The 25144-nt window shown below is 48.0% G+C and carries 17 protein-coding genes; 4 read left to right on the plus strand and 13 right to left on the minus strand.

Annotation, left to right across the window (positions count from 1 at the left end; translation table 11 throughout):
• Positions 1–72: 72 nt before the first annotated feature.
• From BMZ56_RS04455 to recJ, 13 genes are all read right to left on the minus strand, one after another.
• Positions 73–1752 carry an FAD-dependent oxidoreductase gene (locus BMZ56_RS04455; RefSeq protein WP_177195025.1) on the minus strand — a complete coding sequence of 560 codons (1680 nt, stop codon included), beginning with the start codon at positions 1750–1752 and terminating at the stop codon, positions 73–75.
• Positions 1753–1773: 21 nt separating this feature from the next.
• Positions 1774–3489: a RagB/SusD family nutrient uptake outer membrane protein gene (locus BMZ56_RS04460; protein ID WP_090624729.1), complete on the minus strand. Its 1716-nt coding sequence runs from the start codon at positions 3487–3489 to the stop codon at positions 1774–1776.
• Between the two features lie 21 nt (positions 3490–3510).
• On the minus strand, positions 3511–6999 hold the full coding sequence (locus tag BMZ56_RS04465) for a TonB-dependent receptor (protein ID WP_177195026.1): 3489 nt from the start codon (positions 6997–6999) through the stop codon (positions 3511–3513).
• Between the two features lie 217 nt (positions 7000–7216).
• On the minus strand, positions 7217–8431 hold the full coding sequence (locus BMZ56_RS04470) for a FecR family protein (RefSeq protein WP_090624733.1): 1215 nt from the start codon (positions 8429–8431) through the stop codon (positions 7217–7219).
• Between the two features lie 63 nt (positions 8432–8494).
• Positions 8495–9106 carry an RNA polymerase sigma factor gene (locus BMZ56_RS04475; RefSeq protein WP_090624735.1) on the minus strand — a complete coding sequence of 204 codons (612 nt, stop codon included), beginning with the start codon at positions 9104–9106 and terminating at the stop codon, positions 8495–8497.
• A 121-nt stretch (positions 9107–9227) separates the two neighbouring features.
• The gene (locus BMZ56_RS04480) at positions 9228–10661 is read right to left on the minus strand and encodes an arylsulfatase (RefSeq protein ID WP_218146460.1); all 1434 of its coding nucleotides are present in this window, start codon (positions 10659–10661) and stop codon (positions 9228–9230) included.
• A 39-nt stretch (positions 10662–10700) separates the two neighbouring features.
• Positions 10701–12482, minus strand: a complete 1782-nt coding sequence (locus BMZ56_RS04485; protein ID WP_218146461.1) for a RagB/SusD family nutrient uptake outer membrane protein — start codon at positions 12480–12482, stop codon at positions 10701–10703.
• 36 nt (positions 12483–12518) lie between these two features.
• The gene (locus BMZ56_RS04490; protein WP_177195027.1) at positions 12519–15950 is read right to left on the minus strand and encodes a SusC/RagA family TonB-linked outer membrane protein; all 3432 of its coding nucleotides are present in this window, start codon (positions 15948–15950) and stop codon (positions 12519–12521) included.
• Positions 15951–16182: 232 nt separating this feature from the next.
• Positions 16183–17250, minus strand: a complete 1068-nt coding sequence (locus tag BMZ56_RS04495; protein WP_090624742.1) for a FecR family protein — start codon at positions 17248–17250, stop codon at positions 16183–16185.
• 117 nt (positions 17251–17367) lie between these two features.
• Positions 17368–17916: an RNA polymerase sigma factor gene (locus BMZ56_RS04500; protein WP_090624744.1), complete on the minus strand. Its 549-nt coding sequence runs from the start codon at positions 17914–17916 to the stop codon at positions 17368–17370.
• Between the two features lie 129 nt (positions 17917–18045).
• Positions 18046–19557 carry a GH3 auxin-responsive promoter family protein gene (locus BMZ56_RS04505; RefSeq protein ID WP_090624746.1) on the minus strand — a complete coding sequence of 504 codons (1512 nt, stop codon included), beginning with the start codon at positions 19555–19557 and terminating at the stop codon, positions 18046–18048.
• Positions 19558–19643: 86 nt separating this feature from the next.
• Complete coding sequence (gene lptB / locus BMZ56_RS04510) at positions 19644–20378, minus strand: LPS export ABC transporter ATP-binding protein (protein ID WP_090624748.1); 735 nt, start codon at positions 20376–20378, stop codon at positions 19644–19646.
• A gap of 76 nt (positions 20379–20454) precedes the next feature.
• On the minus strand, positions 20455–22155 hold the full coding sequence (gene recJ / locus BMZ56_RS04515; protein ID WP_090624750.1) for a single-stranded-DNA-specific exonuclease RecJ: 1701 nt from the start codon (positions 22153–22155) through the stop codon (positions 20455–20457).
• 35 nt (positions 22156–22190) lie between these two features.
• Between recJ and BMZ56_RS04520 the strand changes: the two genes are divergently transcribed.
• The 4 genes from BMZ56_RS04520 to BMZ56_RS04535 all read left to right on the plus strand — a co-directional run bounded on the left by BMZ56_RS04520 (position 22191) and on the right by BMZ56_RS04535 (position 25137).
• Positions 22191–22970: an MBL fold metallo-hydrolase gene (locus BMZ56_RS04520; RefSeq protein WP_090624752.1), complete on the plus strand. Its 780-nt coding sequence runs from the start codon at positions 22191–22193 to the stop codon at positions 22968–22970.
• Between the two features lie 83 nt (positions 22971–23053).
• Positions 23054–23524: a carboxymuconolactone decarboxylase family protein gene (locus BMZ56_RS04525; protein WP_090624754.1), complete on the plus strand. Its 471-nt coding sequence runs from the start codon at positions 23054–23056 to the stop codon at positions 23522–23524.
• Between the two features lie 12 nt (positions 23525–23536).
• Positions 23537–23887 (plus strand): YciI family protein, encoded by a 351-nt coding sequence (locus BMZ56_RS04530; protein WP_090624757.1) that lies wholly within the window; start codon positions 23537–23539, stop codon positions 23885–23887.
• Positions 23887–25137, plus strand: coding sequence for an RNA polymerase sigma factor (locus BMZ56_RS04535; RefSeq protein ID WP_090624760.1), 1251 nt, complete (start codon positions 23887–23889; stop codon positions 25135–25137). The genes BMZ56_RS04530 and BMZ56_RS04535 overlap by 1 nt, the downstream gene beginning before the upstream one ends.
• Positions 25138–25144 lie beyond the last annotated feature (7 nt).

A 25144-nucleotide genomic window follows, 5' to 3' on the forward strand; every position in this document is an offset into this window, starting at 1 on the left:
GCAAACACGGCAAAAGAAAAAAAGCTAGAACTAGGCATCTACCATACATATCCGTAAAATTACAATTTCCTATCATTTGACAAATGATTTTTCAGATAACTCACTCCTTATCGCCGCTGCATCCAGGTCATGGAGTGCCTGCTGGCTTTTTTCGGCAAGGAAGACCGCAATACCCGCTGCTTGCCCCAGCCCCATAAAAACGGGTTCCATCCGGATCGAACCAAAAGAGGCATGGGAAGCTGATAGGCAAACGGGAACCAATAGGTTGGTGATTTCCCCACGCTTGGGCAATAACGATCGATAGGAAATCAGATAGGGTTCAAAACCCGTGATGTAGTAATTCCCTTCATTTTCAACCCGTCCGTCAACGACGATGCGGTTGCAGGTATGGCCGTCTAATGCATATGCGCCATACACAACGCCATCGGCCACGGGACGATGGCCTACACATTCATGCTCCGTCATCACAAACTCGCCGACCATCCGGCGGGCTTCGCGAATGTATAACTGGTGTGGCCAACCGTCGGTATCCAAAAACTCATCTCTACAGTATCCCCAGGTTTTCATTTCTTCACGCAAATGTGCTGGCACGCGACTATCCGACGCAATGAACCATAGCAATCCTTTTTGATAATCGATATGGTCGTTCCATATTCTTTTGCGTTCATCGTAGTTGGCATCGGGATAGTCATGACTTTTGCCTGTGTAATTGGATGAAAATCCGGCCAGCCCGTAATTATTCCAATCTGTCTTTCCGTTAGGCATCGGACTAATAATAAATCCATTGCCCTTACCCAACTGTTTCCATGGTCTTTTCCTTAGCAATCTGACAAGCAGTTCGTACCGATCCGGCGAATAATTAGTTGGTTCCGCAATCGGTAGTTGATTTTCCTTCTGTTGTGTCATACATAACCGGAAACAGTAAGATTGCACGCTTTTGTCACCTTGTCCGTCCGGTCGATGGGCAATGTCATTGATTTCAGGCAACAGGCCGCTGGAAGGTTTACCCGGAATCATATAGGGGTCTACCGCGACAGGCCACTCGCTTGTTCTTTTTACGGGACCGTTGTAAGAACCAGCAAGACGGGAAAGCACAATACCATTATATTTTTCATTATAGATTTCGTTACTCTCCCGACCTACTGTGTACGTAACACCGGCTTTGGCCATCAGATCGCCTTCATACGAAGCATCAATAAAGTGCGTCGCCAGGATGGATTGAACTTCGGAAGGATTGGAGGAACTTTCTAGTTCTACCCTTTCGATCTTTGTGCCATTAACATGCACTCTTTTTACCCGGCGCGAGTATAGAACGTCCAACTCTGCTTCATTCACGTAGCTATTGAAGATGGATTCTGCAACATGAGGTTCGAAGCGGTAAACAGGTTCTTCCTTTCCATAGTATCGACCAACCCGTTGGTAAAAATCATCCGCTAACCCAACGATAACATGTTCCTTTCCTCCTGTATCAGTTGCCCCCAAACCACCGGAAGATAATCCTCCTAAATGTCTCCCTGGCTCGATAAGCAAGACGCTCAACCCATATTTCTTAGCGGTATAAGCTGCAATGATGCCACCCGAAGTTCCTCCGTAAACCAGTAGGTCGTAACGATGTCCTTTCGTATCGGCCGCACCTCGTTCCGCAGTGTTAACGGCTGCACCTGCGGTTGCAGATATACCGGCCATACTCGACGCTGCAATTGTTACTTTTTTTATAAAATCCCTTCTCGAATCTATTATTTTCTTTTCCATTGTCATTACGTTTTTATGTGATTACCAACCCGGATTCTGAACGAGGTTGGGGTTATTTGTCAACTCATCCTGAGGAATGGGGTTTAAGTAATCCTGATCTTCCCTGAATCCGAATCCATCGGGTATCTGATCGCGAAAATAGTCAATGAGCCCATCTTGATTTAGTCTAGGCACCGGAAGCGCCGGAAATTCCGCAGCATTAAACGGGTATCCTAACGGTCTCGTTCCTCGAAATAATGTATGCGCCGCCCACCGCATGTAGTCGTCCGCACGGTATCCTTCCAACGCCAATTCCACCCGCCGCTCCCTTCTGATTTCATACAATGCATTGTCAATCGCATAACCGTAATCCTGGCGGTTCGGATCATCCATTTGGGTTATGGACCTGAAATCAGGCATACCCGCCCGGTGCCGCAATAAATTCAATGCATCATATTGGATCGTTTTGTCCAGTTCATAGGAGGCCTCAGCATAGTTAAGCAGCACTTCTCCATACCGGAATATGATATAACCCGTTTCACTGTTATTGTTGCCGCCATCGGTCAAGCCCGCTGCAGAAGAGTAAGGATTAGCACATTTTTTCACCTGAAATCCCGTCGGACAAAGTTCATTGCCACCACGATCTATCCACGGCTTGTCAAACAACTCCGCAGTAGCCGCTACGCGCAGATCACCCGGAAACCACACCGTCGCATGCAGACGATTATCGGCCTGTTCTTTCAGCACGTTCAGAAAATCATTTCCCTTGTTTTCATCCGCAAAGCTCAGGTAGTCCAACGGCGTCCCATTCTTACTCAAATAGGAAGACACCAGCGACCAGGTTACCCCCATCCCATAGGTACTAGCCGTAGTATAAAACTGTACTCCGCTTCCCATTGATTCACTGGAGTTGGCGACCCTGTAGAGCAAGACTTCGTCCACTGAAGACATATTATCCATTCCAAAAAGGGTAAAGTAGTCGCTCTCCGGGTTTCCCGTGTTATAGAGGCCACGTGTGTAATCACCCTGCATAAGCTCCTCGGCGGCATCGACGCATTGTTGGAAGTATTTTTCTGGCTGGCTGCCAACCGTTCCAAAAGGAGTGCCAGCGTGATACTTTTGCCAAGTACCTTCGTATAGCGCTACACGCGTCTTGAATGCAAGTGCGGCTTCTTTATTCAGCCTGAAATTTCCCGCCGATGAACGGGGGTTTAAGTAGGCAATTGCTTTGTCCAATTGCGCCAAAATAGAATCAGCAATCAACGTTCTGGGATCACGCGGATTAAGCAATTCAGGCGAGCCAGGTTCCAATGCATGGTTGTACCAAGGAAGGTCTCCATAACGCTTTAAGAGATCAAAATAAAACCATGCTTTAAAAAAATGCGCTTCACCGAGGACATGCCGGTATGTCTCAAATCCATCCTTTACCTTCGTGTAATTATCGAAAAACACATTGATACTACGAATATTTGACCATTGACTTATCCAATTACCGGCCACGATACCCCGGACTCCATTCATGACGTTGTTGGGTGTCAAACGGATCATATTGTCCGAATTAGCATCCTCAAATGGCATTCCGTTTCCATGTTGGGGTAGCAACGGATAATATTGTAAAACATATTTCTCTAAGTCGCTTGATGAATTCCAATAACTATCCGTGGAGATAGCATCCAACGGCGGACGATCCAGAAAATTATCGCAGGAATAAGAAAACACCGCGAAAAATGCGATTATCAACAGATTAAACTTCTTCATGACAGTTCATTTACAGGTATGTTAATAGGTTATCGTAAGCCCAAAAGACAGCATACGATCTGCACCATAGGTCTTACCAGCTCCCCAATTGCCATCTAAAGCAACGGGGTCGATTGCCGGACTTAGGTTGGTAAACGTAAAGAGATTTTCACCCGACAAATACATTCTCACAGTTTGCAGGTGAAGTTTCGACGCAATTCTACTCGGCAGGTGATATCCAAATTGCACGTTCTGTATCCGCAGATAAGCACCACTTTGAAGATATCGCGTGGAAGGAGCCTTATTTTTTGCTCCCTCGGCATTGAGGTAAGGGCGCGGCCAGTATGCGTCTGTATTGATGTTTGTTACGCCTTCATTCAACCCCGTATACACATCCCCCTCTTCACCCCTGAAATAGTCTAGGTGATTAATAAAAGGAGAAGATTGCGTAGCATTTTGGACAAATCCCCAAAAAACATTCTCATCGGCACCAAAAAACAAGTCGCGTTTGGCAGTTCCTTTCAATAGAATTGAAAAGTCAAATCCCCCAAAAGTGGCGCCTGCTGAAAGGCCAAATTGATATCGCGGTGTCGAATTTCCGATAATCCGGTAGTCGCCGTGATCGGCCAGTGTATTAGCACCGTTATTTACCGCGCCATCGCCGTTTAAATCTTCATATTTGAGATCACCGGCACGCCATGCTCCTCCCCAAATCCGGTCGAGATCCGCATTCGCGGCGTAGCTCTCGGCCTCCGCGTTTGTACGGAACAGGTCGTAAGCAGTGTAACCCCATATTTCACCTTGTTCTTTGCCGTTATACCAAGTGGATAACAATCCGGTAGGATTGAGATATTTGGTAACAAACATACGACTATCGTACAAGGTGGCATTGGCGAAATACGAGAACCGTTCATTCACCTGATGATTCCAACGGACGGACAATTCCCATCCTTTTGTTTTTAAGGTCGAGTTATTGGCTTGCGGCAGCGCTGCACCCAACACTCCCGGTTGTGCTTCCGCAGGCCCTATCATATCCGTTGTCACACGGTCAAACCAGTCAAACGTCCCCTGAAGTCTATCAGACAGAAAAGAAATATCCGCTCCGATGTTCCGGGTAGTTGCGGTCTCCCACCTCAAATCAGGGCTCACCAATAAAGGGGTAGCTGCGTAGCCGATAGGTCTGCTTTGCCCATAACCGAAAATCCAATTGAGCGGAGTGGATTGCAAAGGGATGAGATTGAGGTCCTGATAAGGAGAAACATTCTGATTACCTAAGGCGCCCCATGAGCCTCTCAATTTGAAAGAATTGATTACGTTATCCACTCCCGTCCAAAAAGACTCTTTATGAATATTCCATCCGACAGCCAAGGAAGGGAATGTGCCCCATCGGTTAGCAAAACGGAACCTGGACGTCCCATCATACCTTACGTTGAATTCCGCCAAATACTTCCCCTCAAAATTATAAGTAAGCCTACCAAAATATCCCTCAGTAGCCCAATGCGTAAGACTTTCTGTAGCTGTAGGATCCCCGATAGCGGTTTCCAGCGATAGAACATCTTGAACCAGCAGGTTGCTTTTCCTGACAGTTAATGATTTTTGTCTATTTAATTCTGCTTGGTATCCACCTAGTATCGTAAAATTATGTCTGTTGTCGAGCGTGAAACGATACGAGGTATACAGATTGTACGTCCAATAATTGGCACTTTGGTGGTTTTGCTGGATCCAGTTTGGCGTTGTCTGCGCATCTGCATAGGGCATGTTGTTGACATCGTGTTCATAAACAGTAAGACTGCGCCTCGTTCCAAATACGTCAACCGCCCGATATGCAAAGTCCATATTGATGTCCCAACCACGGAGCGGTCGTATAACGGTCGCAAAATTGTGGATATTTTCCGTGATCTCATTGCTATTCGTTCCGGCATCATTCACCCAGGGAATTTTTGAGGAAGTAACCATCAGATTACCGTATCCATCGTACTTAGCCGAATTAGGCCTCGTTCTAGCAATCTGGTGAAAAATGATCGAGTAGTCTTCTCCGCCCTGTACATTCGGAGCCATCCGGATGCTCTTCATAAATCGGGGTTGGTACGTAAAATCCCACCACTTCGTCAGTGATGTGCTTATTTTTCCCATAAGGTTTGTCCGGTTATAGGTATCGGTGCCATAATTCAATACACTGCCTTGATCAAATCGTCCGGCCGAAAAGTAATAGGAAGTTGACTTGGAACCTCCTTGAACCGAAATATTATGTTGTTGATTGAGGCTGTTTCCATAATATTCGTCAAACCAATCGTAATCTGCATTGGAATTTTGATTGAACCCCCACGTTCCATTGGTCAACGGAACCGTTTCAAAAAAGGTGGCTTCAGGAATCGTAAATTGTTTGATGTAGTCTATATCGCCCCTTTGAAAAGCAATAATTCGATCTACAACGGCGTTGGTATGAACTCTGCCACCGCCGTTTACGCCAGCTTCATTCATGACCCGCGCATATGTGTACGAGTCAAGCATTTCCGGTAACCGCTGAGGAGTAGCGTGTGTCACGTTACCCGAATAAGAAATGCTGATGGTTTCATCTTTTGCACCCGATTTCGTGGTGATGAGAATCACGCCATAAGGTGCCCTAGCCCCGTAGATGGCGGATGCGGCCGCATCTTTCAATACCGATATGGATTCAATATCCTGTGGATTGAGCCGATTCATATCACCCGGGATACCGTCGATCACGACCAACGGAGCTCCGCCATTCAATGAGCCGACACCGCGGATATCTATACTCAACTCCGCGCCGGGATTAAAGCCACTGTTGCTGGCTGAAAACGAAAGGCCTGGAGATTGTCCCTGAAGTAACTGTGAAACCGTCGGCGATTGCCGGTTTTGAAGTTGCTTATTGGAAATAACATCTACCGCGCCTGTAACGTTTTCTCTTTTCTGTACCGCATAGCCTACCACCACTTCATCCAATTGGTTTTCCTCGGGTACCATATGGATTGACAGCTGCATTCGGCCTACTAGGTTTACTTCTTGTGTTTGGTAACCAACAAATGAAAAAATAAGGGTTGCCATCAAATCAGGTACTTCTAGTTTAAATTGACCGTCGCCATCGGTAATAGTACCGCCGCTCCCACCGAATACATGAATACTGACTCCTGCAAGCGCACTGTCACGCTCATCTCGAACGGTTCCCGAAACGTACAGTTGCCCTATCATTGCATCTGTTTTTAGTTTCGATAGCTCTCTTTTTGGCAGCACGCTGATGATGTTATCGATCAGTTGGTAATCCACGGGTTGCCCCGCAAACAGCTGATCAAGCACTTCCTTGACCGGTACATCCGAAACATGCAGTGATACCGGTTTGGTCTTTTTTAGTAATTCATCATTGAAAAAAAATGCATATCCGCTTTGTGCTTTTACCTGTTGCAACGCGGTCTTAAGTGGCACGTTGACAACGGAGATGCTGACCGTCTGCCCGTACGATGTGGCATGTGTCTGCAACACGATCATAGCAACGAAAAAGTATGCTAATTTCATAATTAAAACGGTCTTTTTTGTTAAAACTCGTTGGGTCGTGACTTGAATAAGCCGCACGAAATCGCATAGTTGATGAATACAAATTGAATTCATAACTTTGAAGGGTTAAGTGTAAAAAAAAGATGAGTTATTCCTTTCATCCAGCTGCACTTGGCATTCTCGGGGAGTGTTTGCGGCACTTCCCGCTTTTCTGTACAACTAGCGCATTAAATCAGGTTTATTTGGTAATCATTAGCCTCCTTTCTTCGTTTGGATTATCGGGATTATAAATTAGTTCGCAATGGAGATCGCTCGTCGACTCAATCAATTTCAACAAGGTTGATAATTTCACGCTGCGGGGTATTTCAGCTGAGAATGTCTGATGCGGCAAGTCTATGCAATCCACTTCAATACCATACCAGCGTCCAATTTGGGCGGCGATGGTTTCCATCGTCGCGTTGTTAAATACAAAATACCCTTCCTTCCAAGCCGTTGACGCAGCCAGGTCACCCGAACGCTTTTCTAGTTGCCCCGCCGCATGTATCGCTACCTCGCCGGGTTTAAGGACAACCGAAGTCGTTTGGGAGTCCGATAAGCCCTCCAATGTGACGCGCAATGACCCACTGACCAAGGTCGTGGCCATCGCTTTTTCATCGGGATAGGCGTTTACATTGAAAGAGGTTCCGAGTACCTCGATAGTTTGACTTTCGCTTACAACCTTAAACGGCCACGCTTCGCTATTCCGTACTTCGAAATAGGCTTCACCTGCCAGCTCCACTACTCGTTCTTGGCTGTTAAATCGAACGGGATATCTCAAAGTGGATGCCGCATTGAGCCATACCCTTGTACCATCTGGCAGGGTGATCTGGTAAGTGCCCCGCTGAGGAGTGGACAGCGACATGGGGTATTCATTCGGCCCACTTTCTTGCGCCGCATATCGGGTCGCAGATACGTTAGTGCCGTCCAAATACCTAACTTCTTCTCCAACAACAATCCCCTCCTGCGCTTCGCTTAATTCAATAATTTGACCATCTCCAAGTGTAAGGGTGGCCCGGTTGCCACCCGGTTCGATATCTTTGGGAATTGGTTGAGATTGATTCATAAAATAAATCCAACCGATGGTTAACGCAATGAGGGCCACAGCTGCCGCAGATATCGGGAGCCACTTACGAATAGCATGTACAATCGCGCGAGGACTGGATAAAGTTTTGACATCGGCAACGCGACGCTGCATCATTTGTTCAAAAAGTACATCTAACTTCTGACGCGTATCCGCAGATTGCTTCATCCAATCGGAAGGCTCATCCAACAATCCTGCTGAAATGGCCGTTTCAATAACGTCGGAATTTACCCCAGACTGGATCTGATGTAACAAATGCCGCACTTCCTCTTCGGTCGCGATTCCCTGCCGATAGCGCTGGATAAGTCTAAAAATCTCTTCCCGTTTTTCCAAGATTGCCTTTTCTTATAAATAACCTTCAGGCAATCGCAAGGTGGGTTGTCTATGAAAAAAAAATCAGAAAAATTTCCCGTATAGCAATTGAGCGCCAATCATCGCCACTAAGATCGCGGTTTGCGTGCCAGACATGCGATCTTTAATAAACCGGTTTGCTTTGACAATGTGGTCTTGAACCGTGGTCGTAGAGATTCCTAACAACACCGCTACCTGCTCGTAGCTCATTCCGTCGATCTTGCATAGTGTGTATACCTTCTGCCGTTGCGGAGGCAGTTGCGCGATGGTCTTATAAAGAAACCCCTCCGTCTCCTTATTGAAAACGCCTTCTTCAATATGCTCATAAGCCTCCGATCGCGTGTGGGAAAGGTAGTTTTCCACCTGCTTTTCAATCGAGACATGACGCAGAAAATTCAATACGAGAAACCTTGAACAGGTAAATAAGTAGCCTTTGAACGATTTAGCTGGATCAATTTGTTGCCGGTTTTCCCAAATTTTCAGAAACACCTCTTGGAGTAAGTCACTTGCCGCAGCTTCATCGCGTACCATACGCAAAATGTTAGCATAGATTGCGAGGCTATGTTTCTGATAGATTGCCTCAAAGGCCAGCTCATCCCCCTCGCGTAGCTTAAGAAGTAAGTCCTGTTCATTGTATGGCTGATGCGATGGAGACATAATTAAAAGCTTCCATCCAAAAATAGCTTTTTTCTTTTAAACAATTGATGAAAACAGGTATGTTCAATTTCCAAAGAAGCGGGCACCGATTCGTTTGTCTATACACTCGGTGCCCGTTCACTTAGTCCGTCACACGGTCTTTAAAGGGAAATACCTCACTTTCCCGATGCGAACGATCCATGTACCCTTCCAATTGAGCGACTACATCCGGATGCTGGGTTGCTAAATCTGTGGTCTCTCCGGGGTCTTTTTCCAGGTCGTATAGTTCGGTAGACGGATCGGCAGTCAATGCATTGAGCCGGATAGCCTTCCACTTACCTGACCGAATGGCCTGCCTACCTCCCAATTCATGAAACTCCCAATACAGATACGGATGCTGTACCTGCTGGTTTGCATTTCCCAATAACGTAGGCAAAAAAGACAACCCATCGGTATAATGCGGGCGATCCAATCCTGCAACATCCACCAAAGTAGGCATGATGTCCCAAAAGGCACCGTTAAAATCGGACTGCGAACCGGCGGTCACCTTTCCGGGCCAGCGGACGATAAACGGCACCCGGATTCCGCCCTCATAGAGATCCCGCTTGTATCCCCTAAAGCCACCGCCACTATTGAAAAAGTCGGGATCTGCTCCACCCTCCTTGTGAGGACCGTTGTCACTGCTGAAGATGACGAGCGTATTTTCAGATAAACCCAACTCATCCAGCTTGGCCAACACTTCGCCCACATATGCATCCAACCGGCTTACCATACCAGCAAATGTAGCTCGTGGATCTTCAACCGAGGCATATCCGCCGACACTAGCGTCCCGGCCGTAATCCTGCCCCTTGTGCGGGTGTTCTTCAAAGCGCCCCGCATACTCCTTGTAATATTGGTCATCCGGTCCCTGCAATTCGGCATGCGGCAACACAACCGGTATAAAGGCAAAGAAAGCTCGGTCTTTGTTTTTCTCGATAAACTTCAGCGCCTGCTGCTGAATCAGCTGCGGCGCATAAACCGCTTTATGAAGAAGCCCGTTCCCTTCCAGTACGACCCTGCGATCATTGTCCCACAGATGCGTCGGATAGTAGCGGTGCGACTGCCGCTGGCAATTGTAACCGAAAAACCGATCAAACCCCTTCTTGTCCGGCGCACCGGACGTGCCCACCATGCCCAATCCCCACTTTCCAAAGGCTCCGGTACGGTATCCGCCTCGCTGTAACAATTGGGCGAATGTCTGCACTGAATCGGCAAGTGGGTACTGACCCTCGGGCTGGATTTCCTTGTTGCCGCGGATGAAGGTATGGCCGGTATGCTGACCCGTAAGCAGCGACGATCGTGACGGGGCACATACGGTAGTACCTGCATAAAACTGCATAAACCGCATCCCTTCGCCAGCTAAACGGTCAATATGGGGTGTTTCTATTTTCTCCTGTCCATAGCATCCCACATCGCCATAGCCAAGGTCATCGGCGAGGATAAATACGATATTGGGTTTCGGGGGTACTGTCTGCGCGGCAACCGACAGAAATGCCAATAATGCCACTGCATTCAGGAATAGTCGTTTCTTCATCATCGAATCAAATCAATTTATAATCATATCAAACTTACAAAATTATTCCCACCCCTCATTCTGTTCGATGTTCGGATTTAACACGAGCTGATTGGATGGAATGGGGTCCAAATAATAATAGTCAAGATAAGGAGTTGGTGGCACCCCTTCATAAGCGATGTAGCCTTCTGTGGCTCCATCCAAAATCGGGATAGTTGCGCTGACTGGCACATCGACACCTTTCCGCAACCACCTGCCTAGCTTGCGCGCTACTGTATAATCCAACTTCTTCCACCTGCGCAGGTCGTCCAACCGGAATCCTTCACCGATGAGTTCCACAGCCCGCTCCCGCCGGATCTCCCAAAGCAATGGGGTAACGGTTGGATCACGGGTCGGGTCGTCAGGTATATCCATCACGTCTAGTGCCAGCACACCACCGCGTTCGCGGAGTTTATTCATCGTGATATCGGCGATGTTTTGGTCAAACCGGCCTAATTCGTAAGCCGCCTCCGCATAGTTGGCCAATACCTCCCCCATCCGGAAGATGGGCGCATCGGAAATATCCTGACCCTGCGCATCGGTGACTTGCTGATTGTAATACTTATAAAACCGATAGCCTGTATAAGTCACGTTGTACGGCTGTCCGAGGTTGTAATCCACATAGTGGGGCTCTCCTCGCACGACAAAACGGTTCCAGTTTCGGGAAGGCAAGGCTTTGTGTTGGCCATCTGAAATAGATGTCATCAACCCAAAATAGGAGGTATCCTGCGGATTGTCCGTATATGTAAAATCTAAACTTGGAGCATTGGTGTTCACAAAATACGGTGGTGGCACAACGTAATACAGCCGCCGGTCGCGGTTCCTGAATTCGTCGTACGGAGATTTGTCACCTTCGAACAGGTCGCTTGTGAATCGGGTTTTGCCATCGGTCATCAGAAACAGGTCGACCGCCTTTTTAGTTAGGTCGTGCCGACCCGAAGAGTTACGGTTACGGGTAGATAAGTTATGCGTGATCTGGTTCAACACGTACTGCTTGTAAAGCAATATGCCCGGTACACCCGCCAAAGATTCACTGTTGAAATCCAGGTCATAGTTGCTGTTGAGCACCGGAAAATCCGTTGCTAACCGTGCGGAGGCAGCTAGGCTTGCCTCTAGATAGGTCTCTGCATTCGCCAGGCCGTGATACTTCCGCCAAGTTCCTTCCATCAGTCCGAACCGTGAAATTTGCGCCCGGACTACGTGCACATTAACGGTATTAGCTCCATCGCCTTCCGGATTGATATTCGCTTCAGCAAACTGCAAATCTTCCAGTATGTGCTGAGCCACCTCATCCCGTGTGTTCCGCGGCGCCATCAGCGCTTCCGTATCGGCATCCGTGAGTACGCGGTCGATGTATGGTACCCCGCCGTAACGGTTGAGCAATTCAGCATAATTGCAGGCTCGGAAAAAATACCCCACGCTCCGCCAGTGACTCGCTTCGGCTTCACTCAGTATGCCGTTATCCACATTGGCAATCAACATATTTACTTCCCGGATTCGCTCATAAGGTTTGGTATAATCGTCTGACGCAGTGGGCACAACCCGCCGTTGCCAGATCCACGTGGATTCAGCATTGGGGTTGGCTTCCAGAAACAAGTCGCTGTGCACATCCCGATCCAACTTACTCGTATTATTGTAACCGGTAAATACTTCGTAAAACTGCCAAGCATAGGTTTTAAATCCATCGTAGCTCCCAAAAATGCTTTCCTCGATCAATTGATCCTTCGGTAATACTTCAAGTTTCACGCACCCCCCAAACATCCACAGGAAGACTATCAAGGAGAATGATGCCATATATTTGTTCATGATTTTCAAATTAACGTTATAAGAATCCCTCCGCTACTAAAACGATGCATTTAGGCCGATGCTGTACTTTCTAAGAAACGGATAAATACCACCCGTGCCTAAATTCCGGGCTTCGGCATCCAACCCGTCGGGAAGGTCATCCCAGGTGAATAGGTTTTCGCCGGTCACAAATACACGTGCCTTGCCGATGCCGATACGGTCCATCCACCGCGTTGGAAGGGAATAACCAAGGCTGATATTTTTCAGCCGAAGATAAGCCCCGCTTGACAGATATTTGGTCTGCACATTACGGCTGGTGCCGGTGTTACCAGACGCATTCGCATACGACCGCGGGTAATAAGCATTGGTACGATCGGGCGTCCAATAATCCAGCTGGTGAACGAATATACCTGCGAACTGGCTCATATACGGCCAGAACACCTGATTGCTGATCCATAAATCCCGTTTGCCGACCCCAACCAAGAAGAACGAAAGATCGAATCCTTTGTAAGATGCGTTTCCATTGATACCATATTGGTACCGCCGGGTTGAATTGCCGATTACTTTACGGTCGCCCGGGTTTTCCAGTGTATTTACACCGGTGAATATCGTTCCATCTCCGTCAAGGTCCTCATACCGGATATCTCCCGGATTCTGCGGCACCCCACGATAGGGGGCGATGCCTGGTTTCAGTGTACCACCCTGTAAATTATCATTTAAGGTACCCGGTTCAAAGTCATCCACGGTAAAATAGCCTTGGGTCACGTAACCCCAGATGTCGTTGATCCGCTGACCTTCGTAGTAATTGGTCAGTTGGCCATTTCCACCGATGGATAAAAGCCCTCCCTCGTTGTTGAAACGTGTGATATACGCATTGTTATCGGAAATGTTAAATCCCAGCGAATAATTGAAATCCCGAAACTGGTCTTTCCAGGCGAGTTCCAGCTCCCAACCTTCGGATTTCAGGTCGGCCACGTTTTGCAGCGGGGCCGGTGCGCCCAGCACGGCAGGCAGCTCGGCGGCATCGGCAAGCATAGCCAGCGTACTCCGCCGGAACCAATCTACCGACCCATTTAGCCGTCCCTGCAGCAGCCCCACATCTAATCCAACATTAAGTGTTTTGACGCGCTCCCAGGTAAAACTCGCGCTTACCAATCCTGGCGCAGGCAGCGTGACGTACCGGATGTTGGTAACCGGGTCAATCCAAGGGCCGTTTTGCGGTCGGGAACCGGGTAGATACGGATAATAATCCTGATCATTCGTACCTCGGATAAGCACCACCTGATTACCGATCTGTCCATAGGATCCGCGGAGTTTCAATAGATTGATCCGACTGCGCAGGTCGTTCATAAACGCTTCTTCGCTGATGTTCCAGCCCGCTGAAAAGGATGGAAAAAATCCAAACCGATCGCCCTCGGCAAAGCGCGATGACCCGTCAAAACGGCCGGTGGCCTCAAAAAGATAGCGGTCTTTATAATTGTAGTTGAACCGGCCGAAATATCCGGATACCGCAAATTCGTTGAATGCATCGCCCCCATTCAGCACACCTGTACTACCCGATATAGACGGTACGCCAGGACTGATGATATCATAGCGGCTTACTTCAATGCTGTTTTGTTTACTCGACTCTTGGTTCGTACCTACCATCAATTCGACGTGGTGATCACCGCCCAGCGATTTTGTATACTGTGCATAGAGATTAAGCGCATGGTAATCCGTAGAGCCACGTACACGTTGATACTGTGAATTCGTGTTTTCGTACCCGATTGAGAAATTCAGCGGATTGATGTAGCGGTTTACATTCAACTGCGTGGTGTTGTTGACGTTCTTTTTATCGAATGTATATTCACCCGTGATTTTTAACCCCTCGATTACATTGTACTCCAGTTGCCCGAACAGCCGCAGATTATCACCCGCCTCTACCCGATACGGTTCGATACGGATCATGTTATTCGGTGTGTAATAAGGCAAAATACTGCCATCGGGGGCTTCACCATAACCCGTATTAGCATACGGACCAAAAGTGATGGCATTGTAAAAGAGCCCTTCATAATCCACCGGCACGTGCCGTGTTTGGTTGTTATAAAACACATTTACGCCCGCTGTAAGTTTGGAAGACAGCGAGGTATTGATGTAGGTATTCAGGTTATAACGCTTCAGCGCATCAGCGTTGGTCGCCATGATACCATCTTCATCGGCATATCCCAGCGAAATCCGGAAATTCGATTTTTCGGAGCCTCCGCTCACCGAAAGGTTATGCAACTGTTCGCCTCCACCGGTAAAAAGTTCACCGTAGATATCCGACTGCGCCAGTGGATAATTGGTTCCATCCACATTTTCCATTCCCGTAGGAAAGGAAGTGGGATTTTGCTGGTAGTGCTGCATAAGATCCAACCATGTAGGTACATCCTGACCCGCCCAATAGGATGTCGTGCCAAAGTCACTCAATGCCTGCACAAATTGCAGCGGTGTCGTCTTTTCGGGCAGCGTACTTGGTCCTGTCTTTGTCAGATTTACCGAATAATCGAACTTCAGTGGCTGGTTGCGTGCACCCCGTTTGGTGGTGATGAGGATCACACCGAAAGCAGCTCTCGCTCCATAAATGGATGCCGCAGATGCATCCTTCAGCACATTCACCGTAGCTATATCTTTGGGATTAACGTCGTTCATGTTCATCGGCACGTTGTCTACCAAGACCAGCGGGTCTCCACCATTAATGGATGTAAAGCCCCGGATGTTGATGCCAGACCCGGTGCCTGGTTGCCCGGAATCGGTGGTAATCTGCAATCCGGGAATCGCACCCTGTAGGGCTTGCGCCGTGTTGCTGACCGGCCGGTCGGCCAGTACCTCGTCCATATTGACTACGCTCACCGCACCCGTCAAGTTGGCCTTGCGCCGTGTACCATAACCTACGACCACTACTTCTTCCAAGGCAGAAAGGTCTTCTTCCATCACAATCCGCACGGCACTGGATGAGGGAATAAGTTCTTGGGTCACATAGCCGATGATCGAAAATACAAGCGTAGCATTGGCATCAGAAACCGAAAGCGTAAATGCCCCGCCCTCATCGGTGGAAATTCCGTTGGTTGTCCCTTTCTCTACGATGCTCACGCCGGACAAGGGCTGGCCGGTTGCGGTCACTACACTCCCTTTAATTACGTGCTGTACTTTACGTATTGGCTTATCTTCGGTTTTGATCACTACCATGTTTCCCTCTAATTTTTCAAAAGATAATCCGCCTTGCTGCAGCACAGGTGCCAGCAGATGGCTCCACTCAAGATTGTTCGCCGCAATATCTTTAACAATGTGTCCACTGATCGCATCGTCGTTATACACAAAATGGAGATCGGTTTGCCGCTCGATTTCCTTGATCAGATCTTTGACGGTGACATTGCGCATCTTGATCGACACTTTTGCCTGCGCAAAACTTTCAAACGCCTGTGTCTGGAAGGTCAACATGGCCAGGAAAAAGAGCGTCAATTTTGTCATGAATAGTAGTTTTAGGATCGCGTGATACCGCCATCCCATACGAAGTATGAGAAAATTCATATTTTTGTTCAAATTGGTTGTAAAATCGTTAGCACTTCACTTTCTCAGGGCGCTGTGCTAAGGGGTTAACAATTCATCCGAGAAGTGGAACAAGTCGTTCCACTTCTTTCCGCTTTTAAGTCTTCATTCAAATCATTGGCATATACTTTTTAAGGGTTTAAAATCATAATGGCTAATTGGCTTCGTTTGGCAAGAACAATACGGTGTCGTCGCTGATCCGATACTGAAGCGTTCCCGTGCGTGTCAGCGCCTGCAAAACGGCATCCAGACTCATATCTTCAAAGATGCCACTGAACTTCAATTTGCGCAACGCCGTGTCGGCAACAGAAACCTCTACGCTGTACCACTTTTGGAGCTTTGACGCGATCAAATCGAGGTTATCGCCATCAAAGACCAATTTATTCTCTTTCCAGAGCACGTCATTCACCTCAGTTTCGCCGTCGGCGGTCCGAATCTCGGTCAAGACAGCCACCTCTCTATTCTCCAGCGCAATTTCCTGCAACTTATCGGGTAGTTCGGGAAGATTTCTTTCATCCTTAAAAACCGACAGCTTTTTTCCGGGGGTAAGTAAAATCGGAGCGCTCGAAGATGACGTCACCGTGAGTTCTACCTGTCCCTCAATGAGCGAGGTCTCCACCCGCTCCTCTTCTTTGTATGCTCGTAAGTTAAAAATAGTCCCCAGTACTTTGACGGTAGCGTCTCCGGCATCAATCACAAAAGGGCGGCTCGGATCTTTCTTAATTTCGAAATATCCTTCTCCATGAAACGTGACTTTCCGGTCTTCGACGTTAAACGTAACTCCATACATTAGCTTGCTTCCCCCATTTAGCCACACAACAGAGCCATCCGGCAATTCCACACGCTTTCGCTGCCCATACTCGGTGGTAATCTCTTTCATCCCATCGCGGTAAACGGTCAGCCAAAGCAGCCAGCCCAAACAAAAAATCACCAAAGCGGCAGCTCCCACCTGTACCATGCTACGGATCGCCACTTGCCTTCGAAATGCGGGCGCAACGTTGTCTGCATATCCCATTTCACGCATCTGCGCCCAATGTCGATGAAAGGCGGCGTCGGCCTGTGATTCATTGCGATACGTATCTTCCAGACACGCGCGATAGACTAAGCGCTTCTGCTCGTCGCCTTCGATTAATTGTTCCAATTCTGCTTTTTCGCTTTTCGAAGCCATTCCCTCCATCTGCTTATTCAGCAGCCATTCAAAACGATTTATATCTGGGTTCATGATATCGTGTTGTCGTGAGACGCTCTTGCAAAGACGGCTTTGCTCCACAAATTCGCCAATGTGATGCTCAAAAAAAATAAAATTCCTCGCAAACCACTGAGTGACAACAAGAAAAATTTATACTTTTAACACCTTATTGAGATGACCAATCGCTAGTTGAATATGCCGGTTTACGGTGTTTTCTGATATACCGAGGATTTCGCCAGCTTCGCGATAACTGCAACGCAGTTCACGTACCAACGTGAATACCGCTTTGCATTTAGGAGGGAGTGAGTCTATCGCAGCAACAATCGCTCCGACTGTCTCTGTAGCAATCATCGCTTCTTCGGGCGATTTAAGATCAGAGACAATGTCAGGCGTCAGTTCTGACTGAAAACGGTATTTTTTATCTCGCTCAAGGTAATCCAATGCCTTATTCCGCAAGGCCGAAAAAAGATAGACGTTCAGGTTCTTTACGTTGGCTAGCTTTTTCCCTAACAACCACAAATTCATCATGACGTCAGAGACCGCCTCTTCTGCCAGCTGTCGATTCTTAAGGTAGTTAAGGCAGAAATGGAGTGCTTTCGGATAGAAGTACAGGAAGATACGGCGATAAGCTGTGGTGTCTCGATAATAAGCGACACGCCGTTGCAATGCTACCAGCTCTTTATCCCCTAACAATTTCATTCCGTTGTAATAAACGTTTAAAAATTGGCTGCTCGAATGCAAAAATACAATTAAAAACCCAGCTTTCTTTATTACTAACCTTCTCTACTTTTCACCCAATTTCCGTATAAAAACACCCCGGTCTTCTAATCAGCCGATCAATTTCAAAACATCTTCCAGATACGTTCGATCATTGGCCAGTCTGGGCACTTTATTTTGCCCCCCCAGCTTACCTCGCGATTTCATCCAACGGTAAAACGTACCCTCAGGAGCAATATGGACGATCGGAAACCGCAAAGCCAGATTATTAAACCGCTTTGCATCATAATCCGAGTTGATTTCGCGTAGCGTAGCGTCCAGTATCTTACAGAATTTATCAACGTCGACAGGCTGCTCTTCAAACTCAATAATCCACTCATGTGCTCCGGCTTCTCCGTCGTTGAAATACACGGGGCCTGCCGTATAGTCGCGGACAGAAGCCCCGGTTTCGGCACATGCCTGCTTCAAGGCTTCATCCGCATTGTCTACGATTACTTCCTCACCAAACGTATTGATAAATTGTTTGGTGCGACCGGTGATCTGAATGCGATACGGGTGCAAATTAACAAACTTGACAGTATCCCCAATCAGGTATCGCCAAAGCCCTGCATTGGTGGAAATGACAAGCGCATAGTTTTTACCCAATTCCACCTCATGCAATCCCAGCGTCTTAGGGTGCGCGTCATGCAAATTCTCGATCGGCAGAAACTCGTAATAGATACCATAATCAAGCATAAGCAATAGATCGTCAGCATCCGACTGGTCCTGAAGTGCAAAATATCCCTCTGAAGCATTGTAGTTTTCTAAATAGTACATCCGATCCGAAGGGATGAGTTTCCGGAATTGTTCGCGGTAGGGTTTAAAGCTGACACCACCATGACTATAAAATTCAAGATTGGGCCACACCTCCAACAGATGATCTTTACCTGTAATCTCCAGAATACGCTTGGACAGCACCACGTTCCACGTCGGCACTCCGGAGAGGTTTGTTACGTTTTCGTGGATCGTAAGTTGCGCCACATTTTCGATTTTTTCCTCAAAATTTGGATTGAGGGTCGTTTCGACATCCGGAGTCCGATGAAATTCCGCCCAAAAAGGAAGGTTCCGGATGATGATGGAGGAAAGGTCTCCATAATAGGAATCAGAGTTGAAACTGTTAATTTGGGAGCTTCCCCCCAATACCACCGATTTTCCCGTTAAGATTTTGGTATTGGGGCGATTGTGGCAATATACGGTCAGCATATCTTTCCCGCCCTGAAAGTGGCAGTCTTCCAGCGCCTCCTCACTTACGGGAATAAACTTGCTGCGGTCTGCGGTAGTACCGGACGATTTGGCGAACCATTTAATATCAGATGGCCAAAGGATATTTTGCTCGCCTTTAATCATCCGGTCGATATAAGGCTTCAAGCTATTGTAATCTTGCAGCGGCACACGTTCTTTATACGTCTCCGGTGTAAGGATGGAATTGTAATCGTATTTCTTGCCCCATTCAGTTGCTTCAGCTGTAGAAATAAGACTTTGAAACCACTCCTCCTGCACTTCATGCGGGTATTTCATGAATAGCTCAATCTGGTGGATGCGCTTTTTCATGATCCATGTGAATATCGAATTGATGATGGCCATTGTTATATATCAGCTTTAGGCGATCGGCGATCAAGCTTTCGGCTTTAGCTGAATGCGGATCGCCGAAGTTGATTACCGAAGGCTAGTTAAAGTTTCTTTCGACGTAGTTCAAAATTACGACCTAGATAGAATTTCCGGGCCATTTCATTGTCGGCTATTTCCTCCGGCGTGCCTGCTAACATGATTTTACCTTCGGTTAAGAGATAAGCCCGGTCAGTGATCGATAGGGTCTCCTGCACGTTATGGTCTGTAATCAGGATACCGATATTCCGATGTTTGAGCTTGGAAACAATGGTTTGGATTTCTTCCACGGCAATGGGGTCCACTCCCGCAAACGGTTCGTCTAATAGAATGAAATGCGGATTGGCAGCCAAGGCGCGGGCGATTTCCGTACGCCGGCGTTCTCCACCCGACAGCAGGTCGCCCCGATTTTTCCGCACGCGATTCAGGCTGAATTCCGCCAGCAATTCCTCCAACTTCTCCTGTCGCAACGCTTTGTCCTTATAGTGAATTTCCAACACCGCCATGATGTTGTTTTCTACAGAAAGTTTCCGGAATACCGATGCTTCCTGCGCCAGGTAACCGATGCCTTTTTGCGCCCGGCGGTACATGGGATCTTCGGTGATCTCTTGACCGTCCAGGTATACATGACCCTCATTGGGTTTAATGAGCCCTACAATCATATAAAAAGACGTCGTTTTCCCTGCCCCATTCGGGCCCAGTAAACCCACGATTTCCCCTTGAGACACCTCAAACGACACGTCGTTCACAACGACGCGTTGCCTGTATTTTTTGATCAGATGTTCTGCTTTTAAAATCATTTTTATATCAGCTTTCGGATATCAGCTGCCAGCCACCTACTATCCGCTCAACCTCCTAGTTCTATTCAGCACACACTTAAAACCTAATATCCTTCACATTCAATTGGATACTCCGTTTATCCCGCCATACATTTTCCTCGATGGTATAGCAGATATCAAAGGGCACACCCCTGTTGATCGCTTTTGCATATTCACCCAATCCAAATCCGATACACTCAAAAGTTGCCGATCCCAATTGCATCACGGTCATTTTTAGGTGACTTCCGCCTACCACCATTGCATTCCCAACAGCATTCACCTGATTACTGAGAAACAAGGGTGCTTCGTTCTGCGGACCAAACGGTTCGAATTGCCGCAAAATACGGAAAAATTTGGCGTTGATATCCGACAGTTGCAACACGGCATCAATCCCAATTTCGCGCTGCAGCATATCGGGTAAAATACTGGCAGACACTACTTCTTCAAAACGTTGCTCAAACAACGCAATATTCTCCGGTTTCATGGTCAGTCCCGCCGCGTATTTGTGGCCCCCAAACTGGTCAAGCAAATCGGCACATGAATTAAGCGCTTGATACAAATCGAAGCCCACTACCGACCGGGCAGATCCCGATACATGTCCGTTGGCCTGGGTAAGTACTACGGTCGGGCGGTAGTATTTTTCCGTGAGGCGCGTAGCCACAATACCGATGACCCCTTTGTGCCAATCCGGCTTAAAAACCACGGTCGTTTTACGTTGCTTCAGGATGTCGTCTCCGTCGATGATCGCCAGCGCCTCCTCGGTAATACGAATATCAAAATCCTTCCGTTGTGAGTTTTGCAGATCAATGCTGCTGCTGTACACGAAAGCTTCCTGCATCGATTTAGAAACCAACAGTTTGACAGCATCCTTCGCATGATCGATTCGCCCGGCGGCATTAATACGCGGTCCGATCTGGAAAATAATGTCATTAACCGTAAAATGACTGCTTTTATGGGTCGACAGATCAATTAACGATTGCAACCCGCAACAAGGGTTTGTATTTAGTTTTTGCAATCCAAAATGGGCAAGCACACGGTTTTCTCCCGTAATGGGCACGATATCCGAAGCAATGCCCACCGCTACTAAATCCAGGTACTGGTAACACTGCTGAATATCCATGTTGTTTTTCTGGATAAACGCCTGGATAATCTTGAAACCAATACCGCACCCAGGCAGTTCCTTATAGGGGTACGGACAATCCGTGCGCTTGGGGTCGAGCACCGCAACGGCCGCAGGCAGCTGATCTCCCGGCAGATGGTGATCTCCGATGATAAAATCAATGCCCCGTTCACGGGCATAGGTTATCTTGTCCAGCGCTTTGATACCGCAATCCAGTGCAATAATGAGCGAGAAACCATTTTCAGCCGCATAATCGATGCCTTGCGTAGAGATACCATATCCTTCAGCGTACCGGTCGGGAAGATAAAACTCCAGACGGGAATGGAACTGGCGGAAAAAATTATACACCACCGCTACGGCAGTCGTACCATCTACATCATAATCGCCGTAAATCAGCACTCCTTCTTTATTACCTATAGCTTGCTCAATGCGGGCAATAGCCTTGTCCATATCCCGCATCAAAAATGGGTCATGTAATGCGGACAAATCCGGACGGAAAAACCGCCGGGCGTCTTCAAACGTACCCACTCCTCTATTTATCAGCAAGTCTGCCAATATCTTATGGATACCGAGCTCCTTGCGAAGCCTTTGTGACGCCATCCGGTCAGAACATGAAGCGATTGCCCATCTTTTTTGCATATCTTTGCTCACTACGAAGGGGTAAAGATAAAAACATGCAAGCATATTCCTTATTCGAAGGTTCATTTTCCGTAGACGCTTCCAAAAAATTCATTCCATTTGATGCCAGCAAAGACAGCAAAAAGGATCGCCCGGGTTCGATATTTATCCACGTACACCCGTTTCTGATCGAATCGGCAAACGGGTTGCTCCTGCTCGATACAGGCATTGGGCACACCAATCCCGAAGGCGGATTACAACTGCATGACAACATCCAGAAAGTCGGCTTCGACCCTGGTGACGTTCGGTATGTTCTCCTATCTCATCTACATAAAGATCACGCAAGCGGCATGGTCGTGGAGAAAGAGGGAAATTTCCGATTGGCCTTCCCAGATGCCGAATATGTGGTGCAGCAGGGCGAATGGGAAGATGCCTACAGCGGCAAATCGGATTCCTACAAAACAGAAATCTTTGACGTATTGCAGCGAAGTGGTAATCTGGTACTGGTCGACGGTGATGGCACGCTGAATAACGAAATCAGCTACGAAGTTTCGGGGGGGCACACGCCCCATCACCAGGTTTTCCATATTCACGTCGGGGGCGAACATTACTTCTACGGTGGCGACGAAGCGCCCGAACCTGAGCAATTTTTTCGGCAATTTGCTGCTAAATACGATTACGATGGACGCCGTTCAATGGCCTTGCGCCAGCAATACTGGGATCAGGGAAGTGTCGAAGGCTGGATTTTCCTGATGTATCATTCCACCAATATCGCAATTGGACGGCCCCAACCAAAGGAAAGCGGCGGATACCGGCTGGTGGACGCCACCGAATAAAAAAATTTAATCGTTGCTGTCCTATTTCTTTTTGCCCGTGCATTATATCGGTGTATTTGTTCACTAATAAAACACGAAAAAAAATGACACAACGAATCAATGGCTGGCAAAAAGCCCAGCACGCAATCAAAGCACTAGGCGGATTTGCGATGTATCTAGGCAAATCAACCCTTGACAGCAACCTGCTGCATCTCGTATATTTCCGCGTTTCACAACTAAATGGCTGTGCTTTCTGCCTCGATATGCATTCCAAGGATCTACGAGTTGCCGGCGAAAGCGAACAACGTTTGCATATGATTGCCGCATGGCGCGATGCCCCGCAATACTCCGCAAGGGAAAAAGCAGCCCTGGGGTATGCCGAAGCACTCACGCGCATCGCAGCAAATCCCCTGAGCGACGACGTATATGGCGAAGCCCTTGCTCATTTTTCGGAAGCGGAGTTTATCGATTTGACAATTGGCATCATTGCCATCAACAGTTATAACCGGCTGAATGTTGCGTTGCCGGGAGAAGCTGGCAGCTATGTACCTGGCCAGTTTGCCACAGCGCACTAAATTTAAACGAAGATGAAAGAGTTCGTTATTCTATTCAGGCAACCTACCGGCAGTTATCAGAAACCCCTACCCGAAGCCATGGAAGCACTGGAGAAAAAATGGGCCGATTGGACGGGCGGAATCGCTGCCCAAGGGAAATTGGCCAGTCAGGGCATCCGTCTGGCGTACGATGGCCGGGTGTTGAAATCCAGCGGCGTGGTTACCGACGGTCCGTTTGCCGAGCTACGTGAAATCTTGGGTGGTTTTATGGTTGTACGTGCCGCAGACTACGATGAGGCGGTAACCTTAGCACACGGCTGCCCAGTATTGGAAACCGGCGGAAGCGTAGAAATAAGGCCGATTTATCAAGAATCGCCTGCCTAGTGCCGACATCACCGGATACCCAGTTCCTGCTGAAACAATTGTTTCAGCAGGAATTTTCGAAGATTGTCGCCGTCATCAGCAGCCGATACGGATTGGCGCATGTGGAGATTGCCGAGGACCTGGTGTCCGATACGTTCCTATCAGCAACCGAGCATTGGACAACGGATGGCTTACCTCCTAACCCAACGGCTTGGTTGTACGCGGTAGCAAAGCAAAAAACACTGGCCCATTTCCGCCGTGAGAACATCTATGCCAAGAAGGTGGCGCCCGCACTCACCGCATCCGCGGAATTGGCTACATCGTCTCCAGAGATCGATTTTTCGCCTCAATATATCCGGGATAGCCAATTGAAGCTGTTTTTCGCAATCTGTACGCCATTGATCGCTGGCGAAGCCCAAATCGCCCTCGCACTCCGCGTATTGTGTGGATTTGGCATCGACGAAATCGCCATGGCCTTCCTCACCAATAAAGAGACGATCAATAAGCGGTTGGTCCGTGCCAAGGCGAAGCTACGTACGGAAGGTGTTCGTATGGAACTTCCGCCCGAGCCGGAAATTGCCGACCGCCTCAATCGTGTATTACACATCATTTACCTGCTTTTTAACGAAGGATATTATTCACGTACCCAAGATGAGGTAATCCGCAGGGAGCTTTGTTTGGAAGCGATGCGATTGGCTCTTTTCCTTACGGAAAGCGAACTCACCAACCGTCCTGAAACGCAGGCATTGCTGGCACTGATGTGTTTTCATGCCTCCCGTTTTGATGCACGGCAGACCGCCGACGGCGGCATCGTATTATATGGCCAACAGGATAGGCGTAAATGGGATGCCGACCTCATCGCACAGGGCATCCAATACCTTGACCGTTCCGCACGGGGTAACAGACTAAGTTCCTATCACTTGGAAGCCCGTATTGCCCAGTTGCACTGCCTCCCGGGCGACGGCCCCGATAAATGGGAAAAAATCCTTCAGCTGCATAACCAGTTGCTGATGTTGCAATACAGCCCGGCATTGGCTTTGAATCGGACTTACGCACTTTACCGCGCCCGCGGTGCAGCAAAAGCGTTGCCGGAAGCACGCAAACTCCAATTAGAAACCAATCATTTTTATTGGGTATTATTAGCCGAATTGCTACAGCATACCCATCCACAGGAAGCTATTATTTACCTAAAGCGTGCTCTTGAACAGGCTAGAACAATACCGGAGCAGCAGTTGATCCACGAACGCATCGATCGGCTATCTAAAGCGTAAAAAAAGA

Source organism: Parapedobacter indicus, from assembly GCF_900113765.1.
In the GTDB taxonomy this organism is placed as follows: Bacteria; Bacteroidota; Bacteroidia; order Sphingobacteriales; family Sphingobacteriaceae; genus Parapedobacter; species Parapedobacter indicus.

Excerpts from the sequence above, each read along its gene's own strand:
- BMZ56_RS04455 (WP_177195025.1), bottom strand. The coding sequence starts at position 1,752 with ATGGAAAAGAAAATAATAGATTCGAGAAGGGATTTTATAAAAAAAGTA.
- BMZ56_RS04460 (WP_090624729.1), bottom strand. The coding sequence starts at position 3,489 with ATGAAGAAGTTTAATCTGTTGATAATCGCATTTTTCGCGGTGTTTTCT.
- BMZ56_RS04465 (WP_177195026.1), bottom strand. The coding sequence starts at position 6,999 with ATGAAATTAGCATACTTTTTCGTTGCTATGATCGTGTTGCAGACACAT.
- BMZ56_RS04475 (WP_090624735.1), bottom strand. The coding sequence starts at position 9,106 with ATGTCTCCATCGCATCAGCCATACAATGAACAGGACTTACTTCTTAAG.
- BMZ56_RS04480 (WP_218146460.1), bottom strand. The coding sequence starts at position 10,661 with ATGATGAAGAAACGACTATTCCTGAATGCAGTGGCATTATTGGCATTT.
- BMZ56_RS04485 (WP_218146461.1), bottom strand. The coding sequence starts at position 12,482 with ATGAACAAATATATGGCATCATTCTCCTTGATAGTCTTCCTGTGGATG.
- BMZ56_RS04490 (WP_177195027.1), bottom strand. The coding sequence starts at position 15,950 with ATGACAAAATTGACGCTCTTTTTCCTGGCCATGTTGACCTTCCAGACA.
- BMZ56_RS04495 (WP_090624742.1), bottom strand. The coding sequence starts at position 17,250 with ATGAACCCAGATATAAATCGTTTTGAATGGCTGCTGAATAAGCAGATG.
- BMZ56_RS04500 (WP_090624744.1), bottom strand. The coding sequence starts at position 17,916 with ATGAAATTGTTAGGGGATAAAGAGCTGGTAGCATTGCAACGGCGTGTC.
- BMZ56_RS04505 (WP_090624746.1), bottom strand. The coding sequence starts at position 19,557 with ATGGCCATCATCAATTCGATATTCACATGGATCATGAAAAAGCGCATC.
- lptB (WP_090624748.1), bottom strand. The coding sequence starts at position 20,378 with ATGATTTTAAAAGCAGAACATCTGATCAAAAAATACAGGCAACGCGTC.
- recJ (WP_090624750.1), bottom strand. The coding sequence starts at position 22,155 with ATGCAAAAAAGATGGGCAATCGCTTCATGTTCTGACCGGATGGCGTCA.
- BMZ56_RS04520 (WP_090624752.1), top strand. The coding sequence starts at position 22,191 with ATGCAAGCATATTCCTTATTCGAAGGTTCATTTTCCGTAGACGCTTCC.
- BMZ56_RS04525 (WP_090624754.1), top strand. The coding sequence starts at position 23,054 with ATGACACAACGAATCAATGGCTGGCAAAAAGCCCAGCACGCAATCAAA.
- BMZ56_RS04530 (WP_090624757.1), top strand. The coding sequence starts at position 23,537 with ATGAAAGAGTTCGTTATTCTATTCAGGCAACCTACCGGCAGTTATCAG.